The sequence below is a fragment of the Bradyrhizobium sp. HKCCYLRH1030 genome, assembly GCF_051168395.1.
Lineage (GTDB): Bacteria > Pseudomonadota > Alphaproteobacteria > Rhizobiales > Xanthobacteraceae > Bradyrhizobium.
In genome coordinates, this window is record NZ_JBNPUY010000012.1 from 45,093 (window position 1) to 58,353 (window position 13,261).

Annotated in this window: 9 protein-coding genes; 7 read left to right on the plus strand and 2 right to left on the minus strand. The window is 67.9% G+C overall.

Features of this window, described 5'->3' with window-relative positions; all coding sequences use genetic code 11:
- Positions 1–3: 3 nt before the first annotated feature.
- Both ACQR1E_RS28955 and ACQR1E_RS28960 read right to left on the minus strand, forming a co-directional pair.
- Positions 4–3,072 (minus strand): ATP-binding protein, encoded by a 3,069-nt coding sequence (locus tag ACQR1E_RS28955; RefSeq protein ID WP_434897881.1) that lies wholly within the window; start codon positions 3,070–3,072, stop codon positions 4–6.
- 1,061 nt (positions 3,073–4,133) lie between these two features.
- Entirely contained in the window at positions 4,134–5,069 is a 936-nt protein-coding gene (locus ACQR1E_RS28960) for a helix-turn-helix domain-containing protein (protein ID WP_316195252.1), read from the minus strand.
- Between the two features lie 177 nt (positions 5,070–5,246).
- Here ACQR1E_RS28960 and ACQR1E_RS28965 point away from each other — a divergent pair, with 177 nt between their 5' ends.
- From ACQR1E_RS28965 to ACQR1E_RS28995, 7 genes are all read left to right on the plus strand, one after another.
- Entirely contained in the window at positions 5,247–6,461 is a 1,215-nt protein-coding gene (locus tag ACQR1E_RS28965) for an amino acid ABC transporter substrate-binding protein (RefSeq protein WP_315752510.1), read from the plus strand.
- A 77-nt stretch (positions 6,462–6,538) separates the two neighbouring features.
- Positions 6,539–7,414 (plus strand): branched-chain amino acid ABC transporter permease, encoded by an 876-nt coding sequence (locus ACQR1E_RS28970; protein ID WP_315752511.1) that lies wholly within the window; start codon positions 6,539–6,541, stop codon positions 7,412–7,414.
- The gene (locus ACQR1E_RS28975; RefSeq protein WP_316195250.1) at positions 7,411–9,078 is read left to right on the plus strand and encodes a branched-chain amino acid ABC transporter ATP-binding protein/permease; all 1,668 of its coding nucleotides are present in this window, start codon (positions 7,411–7,413) and stop codon (positions 9,076–9,078) included. The genes ACQR1E_RS28970 and ACQR1E_RS28975 overlap by 4 nt, the downstream gene beginning before the upstream one ends.
- The gene (locus tag ACQR1E_RS28980) at positions 9,071–9,820 is read left to right on the plus strand and encodes an ABC transporter ATP-binding protein (protein ID WP_315717418.1); all 750 of its coding nucleotides are present in this window, start codon (positions 9,071–9,073) and stop codon (positions 9,818–9,820) included. The genes ACQR1E_RS28975 and ACQR1E_RS28980 overlap by 8 nt, the downstream gene beginning before the upstream one ends.
- Positions 9,821–9,829: 9 nt before the next feature.
- A complete protein-coding gene (locus ACQR1E_RS28985) occupies positions 9,830–11,281 on the plus strand; it encodes an aldehyde dehydrogenase (protein WP_316164874.1) in 1,452 nt (483 codons plus the stop codon).
- 339 nt (positions 11,282–11,620) lie between these two features.
- Positions 11,621–12,751: a PepSY-associated TM helix domain-containing protein gene (locus tag ACQR1E_RS28990; RefSeq protein WP_316165433.1), complete on the plus strand. Its 1,131-nt coding sequence runs from the start codon at positions 11,621–11,623 to the stop codon at positions 12,749–12,751.
- Positions 12,748–13,017: a hypothetical protein gene (locus ACQR1E_RS28995; RefSeq protein WP_316195248.1), complete on the plus strand. Its 270-nt coding sequence runs from the start codon at positions 12,748–12,750 to the stop codon at positions 13,015–13,017. The genes ACQR1E_RS28990 and ACQR1E_RS28995 overlap by 4 nt, the downstream gene beginning before the upstream one ends.
- The last annotated feature ends 244 nt before the right edge of the window (positions 13,018–13,261 follow it).

The window sequence follows — 13,261 nt, forward strand, 5'->3', positions numbered from 1 at the left end:
TCGTCACGCCGATTGTCGCCTCGGCGCGTCATCGTCGATGGCGGCGAGCCGCGCCGCCGCGCGGCGCAGGAACGCCGACGCGCCCTGCGCCTCGGCGACCGCGACGGCCTCGCGTAGCGCGGCCGTCACCTGGCCGGGTGCGGTGTCGGGGAGGGCCGCCAGGATCTCGGCGCGCCGCCGATGCAGCGGCGACAGGAAATAGCCGTCGCCATAGCGCCGCGCGGCGTCGATCGCCGCGTCGATCGTCTGCATCGCCTCGGCCGTCTTGCCGACGATCAGTTGCAGACCGGCGACCTCGCCGAGATAGAAGCAGGAGAAATGCATCATGCCGAGCGTCTGGAACGCCGGCAACGCCTCGGATGCCGCCGCCAGCGCCTCGTCTGGAGTCCTGCCGAGATGGCCGCGGGCATGCGCCTGCAGGCTGCCCGCCACCAGCTGATAGAGCGGATAGCCATGGTCACGGCAGATGCGCAGGGCCTCCTCGGTGGCGAGGAGGACATCCTCGTAGTCGCCGCGTGCGAGCTGATAGAAGGCGAGCCACGACAGCGCCCAGGCGAGGTCGAACGGACGTCCGAGCCGGCGCGCATGCGCGATGAGATCGCTGGCGACGGCGGCCGCGCCGGCATCGTCGCCCATCGCATGCAGCACCTGCAGCAGCGAGGCCTGGCCGGCGACCAGCGGATCCTGAGAGGACAGCTGCGGCAGCCGCGCGCCGTCCGATGCCTGATAGAGCTGCACCGCGGCGGCCAGCAGCCGGCGCGCGGCGGGGAGGTCGCCTCTGGCGAAGAGAATGTAGCCCAACGCAACGCCGCTCTCGATGCGATGCTCGGGAAGGCCGGTCTGCTCGCCGATTCCCAGGCACAGATGCGCCATCTCCTCGGCACCATCGAGATCGCCCGCGATGATCAGGAAACTGCAGATGCCGCGCAGCACGGCGAACAGGCCGGCGGTGTTGCCGAGTGCGTCGCAAATCGCCCGTGCCTCGGACAGCGCCTTGCCGACCTCGGGCACGGTGTAGCCGCGCGAGGCGGCGAGGCTGACGGCAAGCCCGATCAGGAGCTCGAGCTCCAAGTCGGCGCGCTCGCCGTCGGCGGATTGATGACGCAGCAGGTCGAGCGCCGTTTGCAGATGTCGCGCCGCTTCGACATGCGCGGCGCGCGAGGCGGCGCGCCGGCCCGCGTCCGCCCATAGCGGGATGGCTTCGGCGATCGCGCCACTCTCGGTGAAATGGTAGGCCAGCAACTCCGGCTCGGTGTCCCGCGTCTCGGGAAAGCGATCGCGCAGCACCGCGGCGATCCTGCCGTGCAATGTCTGGCGTTCGCGCCGGAGCAGGGACTCGTAGGCGGCGTCGCGGATCAACGCGTGCTTGAACGTGTAGAGGCTGTCCGGCGGCGCGCCGCTGCTCTCCACGAGGCCGGACTTGACGAGCTGATCCAGGCTCTCGCCGAGCCTGGCTTCGGGCTCCGCCACGATGGCCGACAACAGATCGTAGCTGAAGCGGCGGCCGATGGCGGCACCGAGATTGGCAATCCGGCGCGCCGGCCCCAATCGGTCGAGCCGCGCAACCAGGGAGTCCTGCAGCGAGGCGGGAATGGCCACGCTCGCATGGCCGTCCCGTGCGGGCGCCGCGGAGGCTTCGACGACGTACTTCGCCAGCTCCTCCAGGAACAGCGGAATGCCTTCGCCACGGTTGACGATCTGGCGTAGCGTCGCTGCCGGCAGCGCGGCCGAAGCGGCCACATGGGTGCAGATCCGCTCGGCGTCGCCCTGACTCAATCGCCCGAGCGGGAGCCGCGTGACCTTCGGGCTCGCGGCCCAGGGCGGCTCATATTCGAGCCGGGCCGTGACCACGATCAGCCAGCGGCGTTGTGCGGCGCGCTGGATCGCCCGATCGAGCAGCTCGAGCGTGGTCGTGTCGCTCCAATGCGCGTCTTCCAGCACCAGCAGCGCGGGCCCGGTCGGCACCATCATGTCGATCAGCCGGAGCAGCGTCTCCCGCGTGACCTCCGAGCGCTTCTCGACGGTCATCGTCTGCAGCGGATTGTCCGGTTCGGGCGCGACGCCAAGGACGTCGGCGAGCACGGCGCGCGCGGTGGTGTCGGTGACGCCGTGCGCGTTCATGAAGCGATCGAGCTTGTCGCGGCGCGTCGCTGCGCCGTCGGTGCGGTCGAAGCCGGCGATGAGCGCGAGCTGTTCCGAGATCGGATACAGCACGCTGTCACAACGGGTGGGGCTGCAGTGCCAGATCATCTGCAGCTGGGAGACGTCGGCCACGCGCCGCCGCAGCTCCTCGACCAGCCGCGACTTGCCGATGCCCGGCTCGCCATGGAGCAGCACCACCTGTCCGCTGCCGAACCGCGCCGCCGCCCAGCAATCGAACAGACGCGCCAGCTCCTGGTCGCGCCCGACCAGGGGGGAGCTTTCGCCGCGAATGCGGGCGTGGAAACGGCTCGCGACGGCGGCTTCTTCCAGCACCTCGAACGCCTCGACCGGTGCGGCGAATCCCTTCAGCGCGAACGTGCCGAGATCGCGGAAGTCGAACATGCCGCGCGCGATGCGCTCGGTCGTCCGGGCCACGACGATGCTGTCGGGGGCGGCGATCGATTGCAGCCGCGCCGCGAGATTCGGCGTCTCGCCGACGATGTCGACCGGGCGGCCGTCGGCGCGGGGCATGAGGTCGCTGACCACGACGAGGCCGGTGGCAATGCCGATGCGCAGACGCAGTGGCTGGCCTTGCGGGGCATCGAGCCGGCCGACGGCGTCGCGCAGCGCGATGGCGGCGCGGATCGTGGTGGCCGCATCGTCTTCCCCCGCACGCGGATAGCCGAAATAAGCGAGCACGCCGTCGCCGGCATATTGCGTGATGGCGCCGCCATGGCGGCCGATGACGTTTTCGCAGGTCGTCAGGAAGGCGTCGATGACGCTGGTCATATCTTCCGGATCGAGCCTGACGGTGAGCGAGACGGAGCCGACGAGATCGCAGATCAGCGCCGTCACCTGCCGCCGCTCGGCGCGATGCATGCCGAGCAGGCGCGAACTCGTCGTCGTATCGGATGACGGCTGTCGCAACACCCCGCCACACCCGCCGCAGACATCCGAGCCCGGTGGATTGGGCCGGCCACAGGTTTCACAATCCATCTGCGTTCGGGCTCCCGGACACGGCTACGGAATGCGAATGAGCGCGAAGCGCGGAGCTGGCGATATGGGCGCGATCGCGGCGCCCGTATCGACCGACGTCGCGCGCCGAGCGCGAAGCATCGGTTTGCGGTACTGGCATTTCGCGTGCGACCAGGACCGGCTGATCATGTTCAACTCATAGCGCATTCGTGGCAGGGTAGCAACGGTGCCGCCATACTCGCGATGGCTCCGGGGAGCGGGGACGATATCGGACGGCTCCCCCGGGTGTCCTCGATGCTGGCGGGACCGTTCAAGCCTGCGACGATTTGACATCAATGTGAAACATCAGGTCGTCTCCCTTGCGGACAGGCGCGCGTGATCGCGCCATCCCGCGGCGGGCGACCCGTCCGGGTGATGCATCGTGAAGCCCTCGCGAAGCGTGAGGGCGCAGGGAAGGCCGGACCTCGACTGAGGCCCGTGGCCCGCCTGCGAAAAAAATGCAGGCGGCAGGTACCACAGGTCAGCCGGAAACCCGGCCCTCCCTGCGCGATGGCTGAACGGCTGCTTCGCGTTCTCCCTGGTGCGCCGGGCTTTCTGGCCACCATCCCCACGCGAAGCGAAGCCTCAACGTGAGTTGACATCAGCATCGGGATATCAGGACCGCGCGACTTGACCGTGCGTGGCGAATTGTTCGTCGGCGCGGGCAACCCGCGCTGCAATCCACCACGCCCATCGCTCCCCGCCTCGCGTCTCGTGACGACCGCGATACGCCCCTCATCTCGAGACGGGATGTGGGAATAGAACCATGATTTCCGAAAAAACGAAATAGGAATATTTTCGGCGCGGGGACTGGACAGGCCAAATCAGCTTGATCGCGCAGCGGAAATCAGTTTCCCGGCGCATTGAGCATCCAGGGTTGCGCCGCCCGTGCGAACTCGGGATTTGCTGGTCCGACGCTGACACGTCGTCCTGGACTGTCAAAGAGGACGACCGAGGCGCTTGGCTGCGCCGCGCCGTCACGGCCAGTCGGCGAAGTTGAGCATGGTCCGTGACTGGCCTTTGGTCCGCTGCGACGAAACACCCTTGCGCCAGGCGCCCGGTGATTGACCGGTGTGCCTGACGAAGAAACGGTTGAAATAGGCGCTGTCCTTGAAGCCGAGCGCGAAGGCGATCTGCTTGATCGTCGCGGTGGTGGTTTCGAGCCGGGTCGCCGCCTCCTGAATGACGCGCTGCTGAATCAGCGCGCTCGGTGACCGCTGCAGCACCCGGGTGCACAGCGCGTGCAGGCGATCCGGCGTGACGCCGAGCAACGCAGCATAGTCGGCGACCCGCAACTGCTGATGAAAGCGTTCCTCGACGAGCCGGCGAAAGCGGCTCAGGATCTCGGCGCTGGAGCCTTGCGCCTCGCCGGCGCTCTCGTCGGCAAACAGCCGCCAGAAGCGCAGCACGCACAGGGTCAGCTCCGATGACATGATCGAGGCCGCGCCGCGCCGTGAGGGATTTTCGATCTCGGCTGCAATCGCCGCCATCGAGCGCGCTATGACCGCGGCGAACTCAGCCGTGACGGAGAAGGCCAGGACGGCCTCGGTGCCTGCGAGGTCGAGATAGGCGGGCTCGGCCGAGGAGGGCAGGTGGCGGTGCCAGAGCCCGGAGCGCAGCCGCAGGAGATGCCCGGCGGAACCTGCCGCGACGTCGAGATGCTCGGCCCCTCCCGCCGGTACCCAGACCAGCGCCGCACCGGCCCAGATCTGGATTTCTTCTTCGGCGAAGCGCACCGAGGCCGTTCCGGCGGTCAGGCAGAGCAGGTGGACGAACGGCCGCGCGGCATCCGAGCGCAGGGCCCAGCGCCGTGCCTCGAAATGCGAGGGAATGGCTTCGGCCCCGAGCGCTGCCGGGGTGCCACGGGCCGCCGGCGGCAGCGTCCGAGGCGCGGCATTACGCGCGGTCGTCACCCCAGAAAAGTGCACTCTTTTACCGGAACTGTCCATTGCGCCACCCAAGCCTGCGGTGTTTCCCTCGTCAAGTCCCGACGACCGCAAACAAAAAACCGCGGACGACGCCGGGGCAGAGGAACGTCACCGATTCACCCGCGCGGTCCGCGCGCGTGAACATGGGAGGAGGACAGAGAGATGACTTCGACCAACCGTCGTCAGGTGTTGCGGATCGCGGGGGCGGCGATCGCAGCCGGCTTTGCCGTATCGGCCGCCCAGGCCCAGCAGGACAAGATCCGCATCGGTTATGCGATCTCGAAGACCGGCCCCTATGCCGGCGGCGCCGGCATCACGACGCTGCCCAACTATCAGCTCTGGGTGAAGGACGTGAACGCGGCCGGTGGCATCAAGCTCGGCGACAAGCGGCTGCCGATCGAGATCGTCGAATATGACGACCGCAGCTCGTCGGAAGAGGCGGTGAAGGCGATCGAGCGCCTCGCCAACCAGGACAAGGTCGACTTCATCCTGCCGCCCTGGGGCACCGGTCTCAACCTTGCGGTCGGTCCGACCTTGAACCGGCTCGGCTATCCGCATCTCGCGGTGACGTCGGTGACCGACAAGGCGCCAGAACTCGCCAAGCGCTGGGCCAATGCCACCTTCTGGCTCGGCACGTCGGCGCAGATCTCCAATGGGCTCGCCGAACTGCTCGGCAAGCTGAAGAGCGAGGGCAAGATCGGCGGCACCGTCGCGATGGTCAGCGTGGCCGACCAGTTCGGCATCGAGCTGGCCGCCGCCGGGCGCGAGGCCTTCAAGAAGGCCGGACTGACCGTCGCCTACGACAAGACCTATCCGATGGGCTCGCAGGATCTGCAGCCGCTGCTCAAGGATGCGATCGCGAGCAAAGCCGATGCCTTCGTCGCCTTCAGCTATCCGCCGGATACGATCGGGCTGACCGAGCAGGCGCAACTGCTCAAGTACAATCCGAAGGTCTTCTATGTCGGCGTCGGCACGGCGTTCCCGCTGTTCAAAGGCAAGTTCGGCGCAGGCAGCGACGGCGTGATGGGCATCGGCGGCTGGAACGCCGACTCGCCCGCGCTCAAGGACTATCTCGCCCGCCACAAGGCGGCGACCGGGCAGGAGCCGGATCGCTGGGCGAGCCCGATCACCTATGCCAGCCTGCAGGTGCTGCAGCAGGCGATCGAGAAGGTCGGCAAGGTCGACCGTGCCGCGGTCGCCAAGGAGATCCGCGAGGGCTCTTTCGACACCATCATCGGCAAGGTGAAGCTGAAGGACGGCCTGCTGCAGGAGGTCTGGAGCGTCGGCCAGTGGCAGAACGGCGAGTTCTACGCCGTGGCGCCGGCCTCGCTGCCCGGCGCACGCGCCGCGGTCGTGCCGAAGCCCGAGTGGAAATAGCCGGAACGAGGTCGTGAGCTTGCGGACGCGCGTCAAGGCGCGCGCGTCCGCGGGCCTCGCGCAAGAGGCACCATCCCATGCTGCTGTTCGACATCCTGCTGCCCGGTCTGGTGCTGGGGGGCATGTATGCCCTGATCGCGCTCGGCCTGACGCTGCAATATGGCGTGGCGCGCATCATGAACCTGTCCTATGGCGAGTCGCTTGTCGCGGCCGCGTTCGGCACGCTGTCGCTCTATTCCGGGCTGCAACTGAGTCCGCTGCTGGCGCTGCTGCTGGCGATGCCCGCCGCGGGACTGCTGAACTGGCTGCTCTACAGGCTGTTGCTGCAGCGCCTGATCCGCCGCGGCAAGGACGCCGGCGCCCAGGAGGTCGACAGCATCCTCGTCACCTTCGGCGTGCTGTTCGTGATCCAGGGCATCATGCTGGTCGCTTTCGGCGGGCAGTATTACAGCTACAGCTATCTCTCCATTCCCGTGACAGTGCTCGGCTCGACGCTCGCGGTGAACCGGCTGGTCGCGCTTGGTTTCGCCGCACTGATCGGCACCGGCGTCTATCTCGCGCTGACGCGGACAAGGATCGGCACGGCCGTGCGCGCCGTCGCGGTCGATGCCAATGCCGCGCGGCTGGTCGGCATCGATGTCGCTTGGCTCGCAGGATTGGCGTTTGCGTTCGGCGGTGGCCTGGTCGCGGCCGGCGGCGTGCTGGTCAGCATGTTCCTCACCTTCAACGCCTCGATGGGCGTCGTATTCACGATGAAGGCGCTGGTGGTCGTGATCATGGGGGGCGTCGGCAACGTCATGGGCGCGCTGGCCGCAGGGCTGCTGCTCGGCGTCGTCGAGACCGCGGTGGCGCGGCTGGTCGATCCCGGGCTGACCTTGGCCGCGACGTTTGCGATGTTTCTCGCCGTGCTGCTGATCCGGCCGACCGGACTGTTCGGAAAGGCGGCGTCGTGATCAGCCCCGGCAAGATTCTGGCCTGGTGCATCGGGCTCGTCGGCGTTGCCGCCGCGGTGACGCTGCCGCTCTATGCCAACGGCTACTATCTCGCGCTCGGCATCAGCATTCTCTATTTCACCGTGCTGGCAACCGCATGGGCCATGTTCTCCGGGCCGACCCGCTACGTCTCGCTGGCGACGGCTGCGTTCTTCGGCATCGGCGCCTATACGGCGGCGGTGACGGGCGAGACGCTGAGCTGGCCGCTGCAACTGATGACCGCTGCGGGTGTCGGCGCTGTCGTCGCGGCCATCACCGGCCTGTCGACGCTGCGGCTGTCCGGCATCTACTTCATCATCTTCTCGTTCGGCCTGGCCGAGCTGATCCGCCAGCTCGTGATCTGGTACGAGGTCAACATCCACAAATCGGTCGGCCGCTATCTGTTCAGCGACATCACCCAGGAGATGCTATACTGGCAACTCTGCGCGCTGACGGCGCTGGTCTTCCTCGCCGGCTTTCTGCTGACGCGCTCGCGCTATGGCCTCGCGCTGCGCGCGATCGGCGCCGACGAGACCGCCGCGCGCCATTCCGGCATCGATGCGACCGCGGTGAAGCTCGGGGTCTTCATCCTCAGCGCGGTGTTCATGTCGGTGACCGGCGCGATCATGGCGCCGCGCTGGACCTATATCGATCCGGCGATCGCGTTCAACCCGATGATCTCGTTCCAGGTCGTGATCATGGCGCTGCTCGGCGGTGCCGGCTCGCTGATCGGCCCGGTGCTCGGCGTCATCCCGCTTGTGCTGCTGTTCGAGGTGCTGACAGCCGCGCTGCCCAACCATTTCAGCATCGTGCTCGGCCTCATCTTCATCGGCATCGTGATGGTGCTCCCGAGGGGCGTGATCGGGTTGGTCGATCGGGTCGGGCGGCGCGAGTCCAAGGTGGTCGGCGCCAAACCGGAGCAGGGCGGAACCCTGCTCACGGCCGAGACTGTCGGCAAATCCTTCGGCGGCCTGCGCGCCGTCGACAAGGTCAGCCTGGACGTCCGCGCCGGCGAGATCCTCGGCGTCATCGGCCCCAACGGCTCCGGCAAGACGACGCTGCTCAACATGCTCTCGGGCGCGCTCGTGCCCTCGGCCGGCACGATCCGCTTCGGCGGCACCGTCATCAGCGGCCTCGCGGCGCACCGGATCGCGCGGCTCGGGCTTGCCCGCACCTTCCAGTTGGTGCGGGTGATGCCGGACCTGACGGTCGCCGAGAATGTCGCGGCGGCGGCGTTGTTCCGCACGCGCCAGACCGGTGCGGCCGCAGAATCGATCCATGAGCTGCTCGCCCTGGTCGGCCTCGATGGCATGGCGGAGATGCCGGCGGGCGATCTCACTTACATCGACCAGAAGCGGCTGGAGCTCGCCCGCGCGCTGGCGCTGCACCCGCGTCTTGTGCTGCTCGACGAATGGCTGGCTGGGCTCAATCCGACCGAGCTGGAGACCGGCATCAGGCTGATCGCCTCGCTGCGCGACCGCGGCATCACCATCGTGATGGTCGAGCATGTGATGGATGCGATCCGCGCGCTGTGCGACCGCTGCGTGGTCATGAGCGCGGGCGTCGTGATCGCGCGCGGCACGCCGGACGAGGTGCTCGCCGATCCCGCGGTGATCACAGCCTATCTCGGAGAGCCCGATGCTTGAGATCAAGCGGCTGTCGCACGCCTATGGCAAGCACCAGGCGCTCACCGATGTCGCGCTCGAGGTCGCGCGCGGCGAGATCGTCGCCATCCTCGGCGCCAATGGCGCCGGCAAGTCGACGTTGCTGAAGGCGATCGCGGGACTGATCCAGCCGTCGCCCGGAGCCGTGATCCGGCTCGGCGGGACGGACATCGGCTCGCTCGCGCCGCATCTGATCGTCGAGCGCGGCATCGCGCTGGTGCCGGAAGGCCGCGGCGTGTTCGGCGATCTCACCGTCGCCGAGAACCTCCAGCTCGGCGCCTATCCTTCGCGCGCCCGCGACGGCGAGGCCGCGCGGCTGGCGCACGTGCTCGCGCTGTTTCCGCGTCTCACCGAGCGCATGGGGCAGGCGGTGCGCACCATGAGCGGCGGCGAGCAGCAGATGGTCGCGATCGGCCGCGCGCTGATGTCGCGGCCCGACCTGCTGCTGCTCGACGAGCCGTCGCTCGGCCTGTCGCCGCTCTTGAGCCGCGAGGTGTTCCGGGCGCTGAGAACGATACGCGGCGACGGCGTCGGCATCCTGATGGTCGAGCAGAACGCCCGCGCCAGCCTCGACATCGCCGACCGCGTCTACCTGATCGAGCAGGGACGCAATGCCGGCGAGGGGCCGGCGCCCGAGATGAAGAACAATCCCGACATCCAGCGCGCCTATCTCGGCCAGTCGCGCGCGCCGGCTTCCGCAACCGCAACAACCCCATCGACCTAGGAGCGCCCCATGAACGCGATCAATCTCCTGATTGGCGGCAAGGACCAGTCCGCCACCAATCAGCGCACCTTCCAGCGGCTCAATCCGATCAGCGGCGAGATCGCAACCATCGTTGCGGCGGCGTCGATCGATGACGCGCTGCGCGCCGCCGATGCCGCCGCGGCGGCGTTTCCGGCGTGGTCCCGGCTCGGCCCGGGCGAGCGCCGCAAGCGGCTCAATGCGGCTGCGGATGCGCTGGCGCGCAACGCCCCGGAGTTCATCGCGCTGATGATGGCCGAGACCGGCGCCACGGCGGGCTGGGCCGGCTTCAACGTGCATCTCGCCGAGGGCATGCTGCGCGAGGCCGCGGCGATGACGACGCAGATCGCGGGCGAGGTGATCCCGACCGACGTGCCCGACAACATTGCACTGGCGCATCGCCAGCCGGTCGGCGTCGTGCTCGGCATCGCGCCGTGGAATGCGCCGGTCATCCTCGGTGTCCGCTCGGTGGCGATGCCGCTCGCCTGCGGCAACACCGTGGTGCTGAAGGCCTCGGAGATGAGCCCTGGGGTGCACCGGCTGATCGGCGCGTGCCTGGCCGAAGGCGGTCTCGGTGACGGCGTCGTCAATGTCGTGACCAACGCGCCCGAGGATGCGCAGGCCGTGGTCGAGGCGCTGATCGCCCATCCCGCGATCCGGCGCGTCAACTTCACCGGCTCGACCCGCGTCGGCCGTCTCATCGCCATGGCCTGTGCCAGGCAATTGAAGCGCGCGCTGCTCGAGCTCGGCGGCAAGGCGCCGCTGGTCATTCTCGACGATGCCGATCTCGACGCCGCGGTGAATGCCGCCGCGTTCGGCGCCTTCATGAACCAGGGCCAGATCTGCATGTCGACCGAGCGCATCGTGGTCGACGACAAGGTGGCGGATGAATTCGTCGCAAAGTTCGCGGCCAAGGCCAACAGCCTGCCTTACGGAGATCCGCGCAAGGGCGATGTGGTGCTGGGCTCGCTGGTCAGCGCCGCCGCCTGCGACCGTGTCGGCGGCCTGATCGAGGACGCGGTGGCCAAGGGTGCCGTGTTGGCCGCCGGCGGCCGCGGCAGCGGGACGATCATGCCCGCGACCATCGTCGATCACGTCACGCCGGCGATGCGCATCTATGGCGAGGAGAGCTTCGGTCCCGTCGTCACCATCGTGCGCGTCAGCGGCGTCGACGAGGCCGTGCGCGTCGCCAACGACACCGAATATGGCCTGTCGTCGGCGGTGTTCGGCCGCGACATCGCCCGCGCGCTCGCTGTCGCCAAGCGAATCGAGTCCGGCATCTGCCACGTCAACGCGCCGACGGTGCATGATGAGCCGCAGATGCCGTTCGGCGGCGTCAAGGCCTCGGGCTATGGCCGCTTCGGCGGCAAGGCCGCGATCGACGAGTTCACCGAGCTGCGCTGGATCACGGTGCAGACCGGCGAACGGCACTATCCATTCTGAGACGGCGTTTGCGTCCCGGCCCTGGCGCATCGTCGGATGCAGCCAGAGCCGGTCGTATTCCGCGCGGCCACGCGGAAGCGATTCCATATGTATCCGGGCATCGCGCAAGGGCGACTTCGGCGCACGCCCTCACGGCAGCGACACGCGCCGTCCGTGAGCACCGACGGTGCGAGGTGCGATCGAAATTCACGTTGCAGCTCCGCTGGTTGCGGCGGACAGGCGCGCTACCTTAAAGAAATTCCAACGGCTTTAGATCGATTCAGTTTGCTGCGGCCCTTCTCTTGCCGGACGTTCGGCTCATCACGTGCAACGTCGATGACGAAGGATGGGTTCGGGCGCATGCGGCTGTGGGTTCAGGTTCACACGTGGACGTCGCTGATCAGCATGATCTTTCTGCTGATGCTGTGCCTGACCGGGCTTCCGCTGATCTTCCATGAGGAGATCGATCATCTCTTCGAGGATGAGATCGTCGCGCCGGCGATGCCGGCCGACACGCCGCTGTTGCCGCTCGACCGCCTGATCGCGGCGGCCAAGCAGCAGTTGCCGGAGCAGCATGCGCTGTTCGTGAGCCTGAAGCAGGCGGAGCCGCTGATCGTGGTCGCGATGTCGCCGACCGCCATTCCGGTGCCTGGGCAGTTTCATCGGCTCACCGTGGATGCGCGCACCGGCGTCGTTCTCGGCGAGGAAGCGCCGCATCAGGACGTCATGGACGTGATCCTGCGCATCCACCGCGACATGTTCACCGGCCTGCCGGGCGAGCTCTTTCTCGGACTGATGGGACTGGTGTTCTCAGCGTCCATCGTCTCGGGCGTCGTCGTATACTGGCCGTTCATGCGTCGCCTGCAGTTCGGCACGGTGCGGGATCGCTCGGCGCGGCTCAAATGGCTCGACCTGCACAATCTGCTCGGTATCGTCACGGTGAGCTGGGCGCTCGCGGTCGGCTTGACCGGCACCATCAACACGCTGGCGGTGCCGCTGTTCGACCTCTGGCGCGCGAAGACCATGCCGGCACTGCTCGCGCCCTATCAGGGCAAGCCGCTGGCGGAAGCGAAATCGGTCGAGGCCGCCGTTGGCGCCGTCCGCACCGCGTTTCCGGACCGGCTGGTGACGTCCATCACCTTGCCGACGACGACGCGGTTCGGCAGCCCGCAGCATCTGATGATCTGGACCAAGGGCCGCACGCCGTTTACTGCGCGCATGTTCAAGCCGGTCCTGGTCGATGCCCAGGACAGCAGCAAGATGGTCGCGCCCGAGCTCGCCTGGTATCTCACCGCGTTGCAGGTATCGCGGCCGCTGCATTTCGGTGACTACGGCGGGTTGCCGCTGAAGATCATCTGGGCCGTTCTCGATCTCATCACGATCGTCGTGCTGTGCAGCGGACTCTATCTGTGGGCCGCCAAGCGGCGGGGCTTCCGCAGGAAGGTGTCCGGCGTCGTGACATCGGCAGCGCCTGCGGTGGTGTCGCCATGAGCTCCTCCGCGGCATCGGCGAGGCCATCTGCCCGCGCCGCGCAACTCTCGACCTGGCAGGTGTTTCGTGCGCCGCTGCTGATCGGTCTGGTTGCCGCAGCCGGGCTCGCCTTCGGACTGTTCGGCGACGGGCTCTGGGACGGCCTGTGCTGGCTCGGGCTGTCGATTCCGATTCTGCTGTCGCTCGCCTACGGGACGAGACGGAGCCGCGGCGCGAAGGCCGAAGCGCAAGGCGCTCGGGCCGGGACGCAGGATAGGCCGCTCTGAGCGCTGACGTCCGCCGCCGGTCGGCGGAAGATAGCCCGCATCATTGATCTCGATCCGCGCTGCTGGACTACGCGCTCGGCCAGCCAACGATCCCACGCATCTCTTGTCTTACGTGTCTTCTCTCGCGCGACGCGTCATCGCGATGGCAGCACGCTGCGTCGGCTGCGCGCGATCGATCTCGCGCAGCGAGCGCCGACGCGAGCGGCGTCGCTCCGGCCTGGAAACAAGCAGATACAAATGTCTC